This is a genomic window from Jeongeupia sp. USM3 (genome assembly GCF_001808185.1).
Taxonomy (GTDB): domain Bacteria; phylum Pseudomonadota; class Gammaproteobacteria; order Burkholderiales; family Chitinibacteraceae; genus Jeongeupia.
Genome location: NZ_CP017668.1, coordinates 1,015,893 through 1,029,980, shown reverse-complemented (window position 1 = coordinate 1,029,980; position 14,088 = coordinate 1,015,893). Strand labels below are relative to the sequence as shown.

The following is a 14,088-nucleotide window of genomic DNA, read 5'->3' as shown; positions in this document are numbered from 1 at the left end:
CGAACAGGAGCACACCATGACTGCCGTCAACGCCACCAGCGGTTTCGACTACACCACGCTCAATGCCAAGGCCGACAAGGCCAAGGACCAGGCTGCCGACATGCAGCAGAGCTTCCTGAAGCTGCTGATCACGCAGATGCAGAACCAGGACCCGATGAACCCGATGGACAACGCCCAGACCACGTCGCAGATGGCGCAGATCAACACGGTCACCGGCATCCAGCAGCTGAACGCGACGATGACGCAGATGATGGCGGGCATGGCCGGCACGCAGGGGCTGCAGGCGGCGGCCGTCGTCGGCAAGGACGTGATGGCGCCGGTCAAGGGGCTCGAGTACCCCGGCAAGGACGGCGTCGACCTCGGCGTCGAGCTGCCGGCCGGCCACAAGGGCACCCAGCTGGCGATCGTCGATGCGGCCGGCAACGTGATCGAGAAGGTCGACATCCCCGCGTCGCAGACCGGCTACATCAACGTCAAGTGGGACGGCAAGCTCGCCGACGGCACGCAGGCACCGGCCGGCTCCTACCACGTGCTCGCGGCCAGCATCAACGCCGCGGGCAAGGAGCAGTCGATCGACGTGTTCGGCTGGCAGAAGGCCGCCAGCGTCACGCTCGCCGCCAACGGCACCAAGGTCCAGCTGGCCGACGGCAGCATCGTCGACTTCACCAAGATCAAGCAGCTGCGCTAAGCGCGATTGCACTGGGTTTGCGCCCGCAGGAAGTGCCCTTGGGGCATTAACCGCTTTGTGCGTTGAATTCGAATGAGAATGGCCGGCTTGCCGGCCAACGGAGGCAGTAATGGGTTTCCAGCAGGGTTTGAGCGGTCTGAACGCGTCGTCCAAGAGCCTGGACGTGATCGGCAACAACATCGCCAACGCCAGCACCGTCGGTTTCAAGGGCTCGCGCGCCGAGTTCGCCGACATCTACGCGGCGACGTTCGCCAATTCGGGCACGCTCGCCGGCATCGGCACGCGGCTCGACAACGTCGCGCAGCAGTTCGGCCAGGGCAACATCAGCAGCTCGAGCAATCCGCTCGATCTGGCGATCACCGGCAACGGCTTCTATCGCGTCGTCGATCAGGCCGGCAACGTCAGCTACACCCGCAACGGCCAGTTCCAGCTCGACCGCAGCGGCTACATCGTCAACGGCAGCCAGCGGCTGACCGGCTGGCCGGTCGACCCGCGCAGCGGCCTGCTGAACAAGGGTGGCGTGCCGCAACCGTTGCAGCTGACCGTCGGCAACGTCGGTGCCGCCGCCACCGGCGCGTCGGGGCTCTCGAACGCCGGGCTGGCGATGATCACCAACCTCGACGGCAGCAAGCCCATCATCAATCGCGCCGCACCGCCGACCGGCGTCGGCCCGCTCAACGTCCAGGACCCGACCACCTACACCGACGCGACGACCGCGAGCGTCTACGACGCGCAGGGTGTGCGCCACAACCTGACCTTCTATTTCACCAAGACCGCGACCAACCAGTGGGAAGTGCAGACCTCGTTCGACGGTGCCAACCCGGTGCCGGCAACCGGCACCGCCGGTACGCAGGCTTATCTGTACTTCGACGGCAACGGCAAGCTCGACACCGTCTCGAACCCGACGACCAATGCAGCCGGCTTCACGTTCACGACCGCACTGGCGGCGCCGAACGGCGCGACCAGCCCGTTCACCTTCCCGGTGACCTTCGCCAAGAGCACGCAGTTCGGCAGCGCCTTCGGTGCCACGTACACGCAGGACGGCTATGCCGACGGCACGCTGACCGGCATCAGCGTCGACAAGTCCGGTGTCATCGTCGGCTCGTATTCGAACAGCCAGACCAAGGTGATCGGCCAGGTCGTGCTGGCGAACTTTGCCAACGTCCAGGGGCTGCAGCCGCTCGGCGACAACCGCTGGGCCGAGACCTTCGGCTCGGGTTCGGCCAACGTCGGCGATCCGGGCTCGAGCAACCTCGGCTCGCTGCAGTCGTCGGCGCTCGAGGATTCCAACGTCGACCTGACCGCCGAACTCGTCAACCTGATCACCGCACAGCGCAGCTATCAGGCCAACGCCAAGACGATCTCGGCGCAGGACACCATCCTGCAAACCCTCGTGAACCTGGGCTAAGCCGTATTAGACGGCTGCGCCTGCGCATCTTGTGCCCGTCCGATGCTCGAAATCCTCATGGACTACACGTCCATTCCGGTTTCTGCGCTTCGGGCGTTCACAAGCTGCATTGGCTCGCTCGCCTACTGCGACTCATCCCAATCGGAATTGAAAGATGGACCGGCTGATCTACACCGCGATGTCCGGCGCCAAGCACACGATGCTGCGCCAGGGCACGATCTCGAACAATCTGGCCAATGCGCAGACGCCGGGCTTCCGCTCGGAGCTGGCGGCGTTCCGCGCGCTGCCGGTGCTCGGCGGCGGCCTGCCGACGCGCGCCTTTGTCGCCGAACAGACGACCGGCGCCGACTTCACCCCGGCACCGCTGATGCAGACCGGCCGCGAGCTCGACGCCGCGATCGACGGCAACGGCTGGTTCGCCGTGCAGACCGGCAGCGGCGAGGCGTACACGCGCAACGGCAGTTTCGAGATCGACGCCGCCGGCCTGCTCAAGACGCGCAGCGGCGCCGTCGTGCTCGGCGAGAACGGCCCGATCACCATTCCCGAGAACACCCGCGTGACGATCGGCCCGGACGGCACGGTCAGCGGCGTGTCGCTCGACGATGTCACGCAGAACAACGAGCTGGGCCGGCTCAAGCTCGTCGACCCGAACGTCGCCGAACTCGAGCGCGGCAGCGACGGCCTGTTCCGGCTGCGCTCGGGCGAGAACGCGGCGGTATCGGCCGACGTCAGGCTTGCCGGCGGCATGCTCGAGGGCAGCAACGTCAATCCGGTGTCCGAGCTCGTCAACATGATTTCGGCGCAGCGCCAGTACGACGTGCAGATGCAGCTGCTGCAAAAAGCCAATGAAAACGCCCGCGCCGCGTCGCAGGTGATGGCGTTCAACGCCTGACCGGCCGCATTACCGCAAACAGCGGCCGCGCCTAGCGCGTCGCAGATCACGGTACCCGGTACCGGATCACCATAACAACGAACAGTTTTTCTCTCGGGATAGCCATGATTCGCTCGCTCTGGACCGCCAAGACCGGCATGGACGCCATGCAGATGAACGTCGACGTCATCTCGAACAACCTGGCGAACGTCAACACCAACGGCTTCAAGCGCCAGCGCGCGGTGTTCGAAGACCTGCTCTACGTGAACCTGCGCCAGCCCGGCGCGTCGACCAGCCAGCAGACGCAGCTGCCGACGGGCCTGCAGCTCGGTACCGGCGTCAAGCCGGTCGGCACTGCGCGCATCTTCACCCAGGGCAACCTGCAGCTCACCGACGGCAACCTGGACATGGCGATCAACGGCCAGGGCTTCTTCCAGATCTCGCTGCCCGACGGCAATACCGCCTACACGCGCGACGGCTCGTTCCAGGTCGACAACCAGGGCAATGTCGTCACCGCCAGCGGCTACCAGATCCAGCCGGCGCTGCAGGTGCCGCAGGGCACGACCAGCCTGACGATCGGCAAGGACGGCACCGTGTCGGCCGTCATCAACAATGCGACGTCGGCGCCGGTCCAGCTCGGCACGATCCAGCTGGCGAGCTTCATCAACCAGGGCGGGCTGCAGTCGGTCGGTGATAACCTGATGCTCGAAACCGCCGCATCGGGTCCGCCGAACGTCGGCCAGCCGGGCTCCAACGGGCTGGGCGCGATCAACCAGGGCTATGTCGAAACCTCGAACGTCAACGTGACCGAAGAACTCGTCAGCCTGATCGAGGCACAGCGTGCGTACGAGATCAACTCGCGCGCGGTGAAAACGTCGGACGAGATGCTGCAGCGTCTGTCGAATCTGTAAGAACCTGTTTACGGTCTTTTCGCGACCGCGCCGGGCCGGAAAAAACGCAGGCGCAAGGCGTGCGACGCGGGTAAGAACGAGTTATTGGCAAGGAACACAACACAGTGAATGCTTTTTTTCCGGCCCGGCCCTTCGGGTTTCGGGCATTGCCGGCGGCGGGCCGCGTTGCCAACCGCTTGCGGTACCCGTACCGCGGCGCGCTTGGCGCCTTGCCTGCCATCCGGCACTGCCCGGAACGCGGCCGTGCAAAGATCGTAAACAGGTTCTAAAGGAAAGGTCGTGAAGGTTCTAGCGCGTGTACTGGTTCTGATCATGGCGGCGTTGTTGTCGGCATGCGCATCGATGCAACCGCAGATCGTCTCGGCGCCGACGACGGCCCGGCCGCTGCCGCCGGTGGCGACGCAGCAGAATCCGGGAGCGATCTTCCAGACGACGTCGTCGCGGATGCTGTTCGAGGAGCGCGTCGCGCGCTATGTCGGCGATACGCTGACGATCCAGATCGAGGAAAATCTCAGCGCCAGCAACTCGTCGACCAGCAGCGCCAACCGCGACGGCAGCGCCAAGGTCGGCGGCTCGGGCGACCTGCCTTACTTCCCGGGGGCGCTGAGCAAGTTCTTCGACGCCAATGCCAGCATGTCGAGCGGCAATACTTTTGCGGGCAAGGGCGCGACCAACAACAGCAACACCTTGCGCGGCATTCTGGCGGTGACGGTGATCGAGGTCCTGCCCAACGGCAACCTGATCGTCGGTGGCGAGAAGCAGATCGCCGTCAACGGCTACCAGAACGCCTGGCGCTTCACCGGCGTCGTCAACCCGTTCGACATCAAGGCCGGCAACATCGTGTCGTCGACGCGCGTCGCCGATGCGCGGATCGAGCAGGTCGGGCAGGGCGCGATCGCCGATGCCAACACGGTCGGCTGGCTGCAGCGGCTGTTCCTCAACGTGATGCCGTTCTGATGGGGTTCATGATGGGAATCAGCATGAAGAAATGGATCGCGGCCTTCGTGCTGCTCGGCCTCCTGGCGCCGGCACAGGCGCAGAAGCTGCGCGAACTCGCATCGGTCGCCGGCGTGCGCGACAACCAGCTCGTCGGCTACGGCCTTGTCGTCGGCCTCGACGGCAGCGGCGACCAGACGACGCAGACGCCGTTCACCGTGCAGTCGGTGATCAATATGCTCAACAACCTCGGCATCCAGGTGCCGAGCGGCGGCAATCTGCAGCTGAAGAACGTCGCCGCGGTGACGGTGACGGCGACCTTGCCGGCGTTCGCGCGCCCCGGCCAGCCGCTCGACGTCACCGTGTCGTCGATCGGCAACGCCAAGAGCCTGCGCGGCGGCACGCTGGTGCTGACGCCGCTCAAGGGCGCCGACGGCCAGATCTACGGCATGGCACAGGGCAACGTCGTCATTCCGGGCGCCGGGGCCGCCGCGGCCGGCAGCAGCGTGCAGATCAACTCGCTCGCGGCCGGGCGGATTCCGAGCGGCGCGACGGTCGAGCGTGCGGTGCCGAGCGCGATGAGCAACAGCGAGTTCGTCCAGCTCGAGCTGCTGACGACCGATTTCACCACCGCGAGCCGGATGGTCGAGGCGATCAACCGCAACTTCGGCCCGGTCGCCGCTGCGCTCGACGGCCGCGTCGTCCAGGTGCGGGCGCCGCAGGACGCCAACCAGCGCGTGTCCTTCCTCTCCAGGCTCGAGAACATCGACGTCAACGCCGCACCGGCCGTCGCCAAGGTCATCATCAATGCGCGGACCGGTTCGATCGTGATGAACCAGTCGGTCGAGATCGACCCGTGCGCCGTTTCGCACGGCAACCTGACGGTGACGATTGCCGCCGACAACCAGGTCGTCCAGCCCAACCCGCTCGCCGGCGGCCGCACCCAGACCGTGACCAACGCCGACATCCAGATCCAGTCCGATTCGGGCGGCGTCGTCCGGCTGCCGAAGGCGGCCAACCTGCGCGACGTCGTTCGCGCGCTCAACGCTGTCGGCGCGACGCCGCAGGACTTGCTGGCGATCCTGCAGGCGATGAAGGCGGCGGGCAGCCTGAAGGCCGAGCTCGAAGTCATCTGATCGGCAGGCGGCTGCGCCTGCGCATCTAGCATCCGTCTCGCGCCCGTCCGATGCTCCTCACACCCCAAGGGTGCTTCCTTCGGGCGTCCTCATGGACCACATGTCCATTCCGGTTTCTGCGCTTCGGGCGGACACGACCTGCTTTGGCTCGCTCGCCTGCCAACCGTTGCGGCAGGTCGAAATGCAGGCACAACAATTGCTTATAAACCGCGGTAGCCTTGCCGCGGTTTTTTCATGATCACCACCAAACCCGTTCTGACCTCCCAAGACTTCGCCGCCGACGTGCGCGGCGTGGCGTCGCTGCGCCAGACCATCAAGTCGTCGCCAAAGGCCGCGGCGCATGCGGTCGCGCAGCAGTTCGAATCGCTGCTGATGCAGCAACTGGTCAAGTCGATGCGTGACGCTTCGCCGCGTTACGACGAATTGCAGTCGTCGGCGACCGACCTGTACCGCGGCCTGTACGACCAGCAGATGTCGCTGGTGCTGGCCAAGCGCGGCGGTGTCGGGCTGACCGGCGCGATCGAGCGGCAGATCGAGGTGATGCAGAATCCGGCGCTGCTCAAGACCGTGCAGCGCCACCGCTCGCTGCAGCAGACCGAGGTTGCGCCGGTCAGCGGCGGCAGCGCGGCGGCAAATTCTGCCGCCTTGGCAGCCGGCCGCGCCGGAACGACCGACAACGCCCCGGCGGCGGGCGGCGGTTTCGTCGACCAGGTGCTGACGGCGGCGAAAAGCGTCGCGCCGACGCTCGGCGTCGCCCCGCACCTGCTGCTGGCGCACGCGGCGCTCGAAACCGGCTGGGGCAAGAAGCCGATCCGCGACGCGGCCGGCGGCGACAGCCACAACCTGTTCGGCATCAAGGCCAGCCGTGACTGGCAGGGCAAGACCGTTGACGTGATGACGACCGAATACGTCGACGGCGTCGCGCAGAAGCGCGTCGAAACCTTCCGCGCCTACGGCTCGTACACCGAGGCGCTCGCCGACTATGCCGGGCTGATCCGCCGCCGCTTCGGCGACGCGATCGGCAAGGGCGACGATGCCACCGGCTTTGCCAGGGCGCTGCAGGCCAAGGGCTACGCCACCGATCCGGCCTACGTCGACAAGTTCGCGTCGGTCGCACGGAAAATCGGCAGGCAACTGGGCTCAAGTTAAGCGGGAAACGGCCGATAAGGTCTTGAATACGGAGTAAACAGCATGGCATCGAGCATCTTCGGGATTGGCGTTTCCGGCCTCAACGCCGCCAACCTCGGCCTGACGGTCACCGGCCACAACATCGTCAATGGCAGCACCCCGGGCTACTCGCGCCAGAATATCGTCCAGAGCGCGCCGTATCCGCAGATGACCGGCAACGGCTTCGTCGGCCTCGGCGTACGCGTCGACGACATCCGCCGCTCCTACGACCAGTTCCTCACCCGCAACGTGCAGACCGCGCAGGCGCAGGCGAGCTACTACAACGAGCTGCTGTCGCATCTCTCCGAAGTCGACAACATCGTCGCCGATCCGACCGCCGGCGTGACGCCGGCGCTGCAGGACTTCTTCAGCGCGATCCAGAACGTCGCGACCAAGCCGTCCGACGTGCCGTCGCGCCAGGCGCTGCTGTCGTCGGCGCAGAGCCTCGTCAACCGTTTCCAGGTGTTCGAACAGCGGCTGACCGAGCTGCGCGACAACCTCAACGGCGAACTGACCAACGCGACGAGCAGCATCAACGCGATCTCCAAGCAGATCGCCGAACTCAACAACCAGATCGCCGTACAGGGCGGTGCCGGCCATCCGCCCAACGACCTGCTCGACCAGCGCGACGAGCTGGTCAAGCAGCTCAATACCTATGTGAAAGCGACGGCGACGACGCAGCAGGACGGCTCGATCAATGTCTTTATCGGTAATGGCCAGAGCCTCGTCGTCGGCAACCAGCCGTTCGAGCTCGGCGTTGCCCCATCGCCGAGCGATCCGCGCCGCCTGTCCGTCGTCTACCAGCAGAACAACAGCACGGTCTTCCTGCCCGAGAGCCAGTTGACCGGCGGCAAGCTGCAGGGCCTGCTCGATTTCCGCAGCAAGACGCTCGATACCGCACAGTCGTCGCTGAACCAGATCGCCATGGCGACGGCGCAGTCGATCAACACGCAGCAACGCGCCGGTGTCGACCTGACCGGTGCGCTCGGCACGTCGATGTTCGGCTTCAAGCTCGACCCGGCATCCGGCGCGCCGGCGCTCGGTGCCGTGTTCGCCAACAGCGTCAACACCGGCAATGCGCAGATCGGCGGCTATGTCGCCGACGTCGGTAAACTGACAGCGAGCAATTACGAGCTGGCCTTCGACGGCAGCGACTACGTGCTTACCAGGCAGTCGGACAAGCAGAAAACCGTGTTCACGGCGGCGCAGATGGCCGCCGGCCCGGTCGTCGACGGCATCAAGTTGTCGATCTCCAGCGGCACGATGAACGCCGGCGACCGTTTCAATATCGTGCCGACCGACGGCTTCATCCGCGGGCTGTCGGTCGGCATGACCGATCCGAACCGCGTTGCCGCCGCCGGCCCGGTCGTCGCTGCGGCGCCGAAAACCAATACCGGTTCGCTGACGTACACCCAGCCGACGGCGACGGTGCCGGTCACCGACGCGACCTGGAAGCCCGGTGCGACGCTGCAGAACCCGGTGACGATCAACTTCACCTCGCCGACCAGCTTCACGATCACCGATACCGTTGCCGGTACCACCAGCGCGCCGCAGGCGTACACGCCGGGGATGACGGTGTCGACCAACGGCTGGACGATGAAACTCGACGGCACGCCGGCCGCCGGCGATGTCGTCAATATCGGTCCGAACCCCAAGGGCGACGCCGACGGCCGCAACGCACTGGCGATGGCCGCACTGCAGACGCAGAAGCTGATGAACAACGGCTCGGTCAGCTTCCAGGACGCGTACGGCCAGATGGTTTCCAGGGTCGGCGTGCAGACCAACGACGCCAAGATCATGGCCGGCGCACAGGACACCGTGCTCAGCCAGGCCGAGGATGCGCGGGCGTCGGTGTCCGGCGTCAACCTCGACGAGGAGGCGGCCAACCTGCTGCGTTACCAGCAGGCCTACCAGGCCGCCAGCAAAGTCATCCAGATTGCGCAGGAGGCTTTTCAGAGCATCCTGCAGATCGCCAATTAGGCGAAGAAGGCGAGGTAGAACAAGATGGCCATTCGTGTCGCAACCAGCACGCTTTATGCCCTGAGCAACCGCGGCATGCAGACGCAGCAGTCGCAGCAGGCCCGGCTGCAGAGCCAGCTCTCGACCGGCCGGCGCATCCTGACGCCGTCGGACGACCCGATCGGCGCGGCACGCGCGCTGTCGGTCAACCAGGCGCAGTCGGTCAATGCGCAGTACAGCGTCAACAGCAAGGCGGTCGATTCGGCGCTGGGGCTGACCGAATCGACGCTGCAGCAGGTCGTCGAACTGGTGCAGAACGTCCAGCAACTGGCGATCCAGGCCGGCAACCCCGCCTTGAGCCCGGCCGACCTCCAGTCGGTCAATGTCGAGCTGAAGTCGCGCTACGAAGAGCTGATGGGGCTTGCCAACACCACCGACGGCACCGGCCAGTACCTGTTCTCCGGTTTCAGCGGCAGCACCAAGCCGTTCTCGGAATCGAGCTTCGGCAACGTCCAGTATCTCGGCGACGAGGGCCAGCGGCTGGTGCAGATTTCCTCGTCGCGCAACCTGCCGATTTCCGACTCGGGCAGCGCGATCTTCGGCTCGGTCAAGAACGGCAACGGCACGTTCCAGACCGGCGCCGCCGCGGGCAATACCGGCTCGGGGACGATCGACATCGGCTCGGTGACCAACCTGCAGCAATGGGCGGCCGCCAGCCAGGACTACAAGGTGTCGTTCAGCGTTGCCGCAGGCGGCGCGACGACGTACGACATCGTCGACAACCGTGCGACGCTGGCCAATGGTTCGCCTAACGCCAACTACAACCGGTCGATGATCGACGGCTACGACTACGCCGGCGGCGCCCGCACCGGGCCGCGCGCGTACAACGCCGGCGGCACGATCGAGTTCAAGCGCCTGCCGACCGATCCGGCCGGCGCAGCCTGGGACGCCGGCGTGTCGATCTCGGTCAAGGGCGTGCCGGCCAACGGCGACAGCTTCAGCGTCAAGCCGTCGGTCAATCAGGACATGTTCTCGATGCTCGCGGATTTCTCCAACATACTCGGCGCGCCGCAGTTCGACGAGAACTCGAAGGCCACCTACCAGACCGGGCTCGGCCGGGTGATCGGCCATCTCTCGAGCGCGCTCGACAACGTGCTGTCGACGCAGGCGTCGATCGGCGCGCGGATGAAGGAAACCGAGTCGGTCCGCGATACCAACGACGATCTGGCGCTGCAGTACAGCCAGACGCTGTCCGGCCTGCAGGACCTCGACTACACCAAGGCGATCAGCGATTTCGCGATGACGCAGACGCTGCTCGACGCGGCACGGGCGACGTTCTCGAAGGTGCAGGGAATGAGCCTGTTCAAATACCTCTGACCAACCTGCCTCATTGGCGCGGCTGACAGAACCCTGCTGGCGGCGTTGTACTTACTTGTCGTATGCCTTGCCAGCACCGTTGCACTGGGTTTTGTTCGCCGCTCTTAGGCGGCTGCGCCGGCGCATTTCGTCCCCGTCCGATGCTCGGACCCCCGCAAGGGGACTTCCGGCGGGCGCCCTCGCTTCGGGCGAGAACGAACCGCTCTGGCTCGCTCGCCTACCGAGGTAGGTTTTGCATGGCCGGCCCGCGAACGCGGGCCGCTTGCATTACGGCTGCTAGAATGGCGATCGATCGTTCGACTACGAAATCATCATGGCCAAGGAAAAATCCGTCTTTAGCTGCAGTGCCTGCGGCGCGCTCTCGCCGAAATGGCAGGGCCAGTGCCCGGGCTGCGGCGAGTGGAACACGCTGACCGAAACCGTTGCCGAAACCAAGCCGGGCAGCAGCGGCAACCGCTTTGCCGCGCTCGCCGCCGACGGCCAGGTCAGGCGGCTGGCCGATGTCGATGCCGAAGCCTTGCCGCGCACGCCGACCGGCATTGCCGAGCTCGACCGTGTGCTCGGCGGCGGCCTGGTGCCCGGTGGCGTGGTGCTGATCGGTGGCGATCCCGGCATCGGCAAGTCGACGCTGCTGCTGCAGGCGCTGACCCGGCTCGCCGATTCGGCCCGGGTGCTCTACGTCTCGGGCGAGGAATCGGCGCAGCAGATCGCGCTGCGTGCCAAGCGGCTCGATCTGGCCGACGCGCCGCTGTCGCTGTTCGCCGAGATCGGCCTCGAGCGCATCCTGACCATGCTCGACCGCGAAAAACCGCAGGTCGTCGTCATCGACTCGATCCAGACCATGTACACCGAGGCGCTGACCAGTGCGCCGGGCAGCGTCGCGCAGGTGCGCGAATGTGCGGCGCAGCTGACGCGTTTTGCCAAGCGCCACGGCACGACCATCCTGCTCGTTGGCCACGTGACCAAGGAGGGCGCGCTGGCCGGGCCGCGCGTGCTCGAGCACATCGTCGACGCGGTGCTGTACTTCGAGGGCGATACGCACTCGAGTTTCCGGCTGATCCGGGCGATCAAGAACCGTTTCGGCGCGGTCAACGAACTCGGCGTGTTCGCGATGACCGACAAAGGGCTCAAGGAGGTCACCAACCCGTCGGCGCTGTTCCTCAGCCAGCACAAGGAGCCGGTATCGGGCTCGTGCGTGCTGGTCACGCAGGAAGGTTCGCGGCCGATGCTGGTCGAGGTGCAGGCGCTGGTCGACGACGCGCATGCGCCGCAGGCGCGGCGGCTGGCGGTCGGCGTCGAGCAGAACCGGCTCGCCCTGCTGCTGGCGGTGCTGCACCGGCACGCCGGCATCGCCGCTTTCGACCAGGACGTGTTCATCAACGCCGTCGGCGGCGTGCGGATCAGCGAGCCGGCGGCCGACCTGGCGATGCTGCTCGCCATCGTCTCCAGTCTCAAGGACCGGCCGCTGCCGGCCAAGCTCGTCGTATTCGGCGAAGTCGGCCTCGCCGGCGAGGTGAGGCCGGTGCAGCGCGGCCAGGAGCGGCTGCGCGAAGCGGCCAAGCTCGGCTTTACCCACGCGATCGTCCCCAAGGCCAACCGGCCGCGCCAGCCCATCGACGGCATGACCGTCACCGCGGTCGACCGGCTGGCCGATGCCGTCGGCGCCGCGCTGTAAGCATCAAGCCTGCGGCTATCGCGGTGATTGAATCGTTTTTCCCGTCGCCCGGTTGAATGACGATAAAATGGCCCCATTGAATCGGTGAAGTCGCACTGGCGGCACATCGATCGACCAACACTACCAGCGGAGATTTTTCATGAGCGAACATATCGTGCAAGTTACCGACGCCAGCTTCGACGCCGACGTGCTGCAGGCACAGACCCCGGTCCTCGTCGACTACTGGGCCGAATGGTGCGGTCCTTGCAAGATGATCGCCCCGATCCTCGACGAAGTCGCCGGCGAGTACGCGGGCAAGCTCAAGATCGCCAAGCTCAACATCGACGAAAACCAGGCTACGCCGCCGAAGTTCGGCATCCGCGGCATTCCGACCCTGATGCTGTTTGTCGGCGGCGAAGTGAAGGCGACCAAGGTCGGCGCGCTGTCGAAGTCGCAACTGACCGCCTTCCTCGACAGCAATCTGTAATACCGGCCCGCCGACCGCGTCGGCTGGCCCAGGGCGGGTGATCGGTGGATCACCCGCCTTGACATTTCGTTTTGTAGGCATATACGCTTACAACTATTCTTTGCGCCGGGGTTCTCCCGCGCAGACCGTTCCCGCAGCCAGTCCCTGATCCCTCAGCCCTTATTACATCGGCCCCGCTATGCATTTGTCCGAACTGAAGCCCTTGCACGTTACCGAACTGGTCGAAATGGCCACCAAGTTCGAGATCGACGGTGCCAACCGCTTGCGCAAGCAAGACCTGATTTTCGCCCTGCTGAAAAATCAGGCCAAGAAGGGCGAGACCATCTTCGGCGACGGCACGCTGGAAGTGCTGCCGGACGGCTTCGGCTTCCTGCGCAGCCCGGATACCAGCTATCTGGCCGGCCCGGATGACATCTACGTCAGCCCGAGCCAGATTCGCCGCTTCAACCTGCATACCGGCGACAGCGTCGAAGGCGAAATCCGCACGCCGAAGGAAGGCGAGCGCTACGTCGCGCTGGTGAAGGTCGACAAGATCAACGGCGAGCCGCCGGAAGTCTCCAAGAACAAGATCCTGTTCGAGAACCTGACGCCGCTGTTCCCGAACAAGCGCCTCAACCTCGAGCGGGCGATCAAGGCCGAAGAAAACATCACCGGCCGGGTGATCGACCTGATCGCGCCGATCGGCAAGGGCCAGCGCGCGCTGCTGGTCGCGCCGCCGAAGACCGGCAAGACGGTGATGCTGCAGAACATCGCGCATGCGATCACCGCCAATCATCCGGACGTCGAACTGATCGTGCTGCTGATCGACGAGCGCCCCGAAGAAGTGACCGAAATGACGCGTTCGGTGCGCGGCGAAGTGATCAGTTCGACCTTCGACGAGCCGGCCACGCGTCACGTCCAGGTCGCCGAAATGGTGATCGAAAAGGCCAAGCGCCTGGTCGAGCACAAGAAGGATGTCGTCATCCTGCTCGACTCGATCACCCGGCTGGCGCGTGCGTACAACACCGTCGTCCCCGCGTCGGGCAAGGTGCTGACCGGTGGTGTCGATGCCAACGCGCTGCAGCGGCCGAAGCGCTTCTTCGGCGCGGCACGCAACATCGAGGAAGGCGGCAGCCTGACCATCATTGCCACCGCGCTGATCGACACCGGTTCGCGCATGGACGACGTGATCTACGAGGAATTCAAGGGCACCGGCAACAACGAGATCCATCTCGACCGCCGGATGGCCGAGAAGCGCCAGTTCCCGGCGATCAACATCAACCGTTCGGGTACCCGTCGCGAAGAGCTGCTGATTCCGCAGGAACAGTTGCAGAAGATCTGGGTGCTGCGCAAGCTGCTGTACCCGATGGACGATCTCGAGGCGATGGAATTCCTGCTCGACAAGATCAAGGCGACGAAGACGAACAACGACTTCTTCGATTCGATGCGCCGCTAAGCCCGGTCTTGCCGCCTGCGGCGCGATCTGGAATAATGCTGCGTCTTGCGCCGGCACAA

The 14,088-nt window shown here is 65.5% G+C and carries 12 protein-coding genes; all 12 read left to right on the top strand.

Going from position 1 to position 14,088, the window contains the following annotated elements; all coding sequences use genetic code 11:
- Positions 1 to 16: 16 nt before the first annotated feature.
- On the top strand, positions 17 to 688 hold the full coding sequence (locus BJP62_RS04680; protein ID WP_070527147.1) for a flagellar hook assembly protein FlgD: 672 nt from the start codon (positions 17 to 19) through the stop codon (positions 686 to 688).
- 109 nt (positions 689 to 797) lie between these two features.
- Positions 798 to 2,096 (top strand): flagellar hook protein FlgE, encoded by a 1,299-nt coding sequence (flgE, locus tag BJP62_RS04675; RefSeq protein ID WP_070527144.1) that lies wholly within the window; start codon positions 798 to 800, stop codon positions 2,094 to 2,096.
- Between the two features lie 154 nt (positions 2,097 to 2,250).
- Positions 2,251 to 2,988, top strand: coding sequence for a flagellar basal-body rod protein FlgF (flgF, locus tag BJP62_RS04670; protein WP_070527141.1), 738 nt, complete (start codon positions 2,251 to 2,253; stop codon positions 2,986 to 2,988).
- A 104-nt stretch (positions 2,989 to 3,092) separates the two neighbouring features.
- Entirely contained in the window at positions 3,093 to 3,878 is a 786-nt protein-coding gene (gene flgG, locus BJP62_RS04665) for a flagellar basal-body rod protein FlgG (RefSeq protein WP_070527139.1), read from the top strand.
- A gap of 342 nt (positions 3,879 to 4,220) precedes the next feature.
- On the top strand, positions 4,221 to 4,835 hold the full coding sequence (locus tag BJP62_RS04660) for a flagellar basal body L-ring protein FlgH (protein WP_236943663.1): 615 nt from the start codon (positions 4,221 to 4,223) through the stop codon (positions 4,833 to 4,835).
- 23 nt (positions 4,836 to 4,858) lie between these two features.
- A complete protein-coding gene (locus tag BJP62_RS04655; protein ID WP_070527137.1) occupies positions 4,859 to 5,950 on the top strand; it encodes a flagellar basal body P-ring protein FlgI in 1,092 nt (363 codons plus the stop codon).
- A gap of 234 nt (positions 5,951 to 6,184) precedes the next feature.
- Positions 6,185 to 7,099: a flagellar assembly peptidoglycan hydrolase FlgJ gene (flgJ, locus tag BJP62_RS04650; RefSeq protein ID WP_070527134.1), complete on the top strand. Its 915-nt coding sequence runs from the start codon at positions 6,185 to 6,187 to the stop codon at positions 7,097 to 7,099.
- 42 nt (positions 7,100 to 7,141) lie between these two features.
- Entirely contained in the window at positions 7,142 to 9,097 is a 1,956-nt protein-coding gene (gene flgK / locus BJP62_RS04645) for a flagellar hook-associated protein FlgK (protein ID WP_070527131.1), read from the top strand.
- Positions 9,098 to 9,121: 24 nt separating this feature from the next.
- Positions 9,122 to 10,453 carry a flagellar hook-associated protein FlgL gene (flgL, locus tag BJP62_RS04640; RefSeq protein WP_083300705.1) on the top strand — a complete coding sequence of 444 codons (1,332 nt, stop codon included), beginning with the start codon at positions 9,122 to 9,124 and terminating at the stop codon, positions 10,451 to 10,453.
- Positions 10,454 to 10,766: 313 nt separating this feature from the next.
- Positions 10,767 to 12,128, top strand: a complete 1,362-nt coding sequence (radA, locus tag BJP62_RS04635; protein WP_070527128.1) for a DNA repair protein RadA — start codon at positions 10,767 to 10,769, stop codon at positions 12,126 to 12,128.
- Positions 12,129 to 12,267: 139 nt separating this feature from the next.
- Positions 12,268 to 12,594 carry a thioredoxin TrxA gene (gene trxA / locus BJP62_RS04630; RefSeq protein ID WP_070527125.1) on the top strand — a complete coding sequence of 109 codons (327 nt, stop codon included), beginning with the start codon at positions 12,268 to 12,270 and terminating at the stop codon, positions 12,592 to 12,594.
- A gap of 178 nt (positions 12,595 to 12,772) precedes the next feature.
- Entirely contained in the window at positions 12,773 to 14,029 is a 1,257-nt protein-coding gene (gene rho, locus BJP62_RS04625) for a transcription termination factor Rho (protein WP_070527122.1), read from the top strand.
- Positions 14,030 to 14,088: the final 59 nt, after the last annotated feature.

Coding starts and splice junctions, on each gene's coding strand:
- BJP62_RS04680 (WP_070527147.1), top strand. CDS start 17: ATGACTGCCGTCAACGCCACCAGCGGTTTCGACTACACCACGCTCAAT.
- flgE (WP_070527144.1), top strand. CDS start 798: ATGGGTTTCCAGCAGGGTTTGAGCGGTCTGAACGCGTCGTCCAAGAGC.
- flgF (WP_070527141.1), top strand. CDS start 2,251: ATGGACCGGCTGATCTACACCGCGATGTCCGGCGCCAAGCACACGATG.
- flgG (WP_070527139.1), top strand. CDS start 3,093: ATGATTCGCTCGCTCTGGACCGCCAAGACCGGCATGGACGCCATGCAG.
- BJP62_RS04660 (WP_236943663.1), top strand. CDS start 4,221: ATGCAACCGCAGATCGTCTCGGCGCCGACGACGGCCCGGCCGCTGCCG.
- BJP62_RS04655 (WP_070527137.1), top strand. CDS start 4,859: ATGAAGAAATGGATCGCGGCCTTCGTGCTGCTCGGCCTCCTGGCGCCG.
- flgJ (WP_070527134.1), top strand. CDS start 6,185: ATGATCACCACCAAACCCGTTCTGACCTCCCAAGACTTCGCCGCCGAC.
- flgK (WP_070527131.1), top strand. CDS start 7,142: ATGGCATCGAGCATCTTCGGGATTGGCGTTTCCGGCCTCAACGCCGCC.
- flgL (WP_083300705.1), top strand. CDS start 9,122: ATGGCCATTCGTGTCGCAACCAGCACGCTTTATGCCCTGAGCAACCGC.
- radA (WP_070527128.1), top strand. CDS start 10,767: ATGGCCAAGGAAAAATCCGTCTTTAGCTGCAGTGCCTGCGGCGCGCTC.
- trxA (WP_070527125.1), top strand. CDS start 12,268: ATGAGCGAACATATCGTGCAAGTTACCGACGCCAGCTTCGACGCCGAC.
- rho (WP_070527122.1), top strand. CDS start 12,773: ATGCATTTGTCCGAACTGAAGCCCTTGCACGTTACCGAACTGGTCGAA.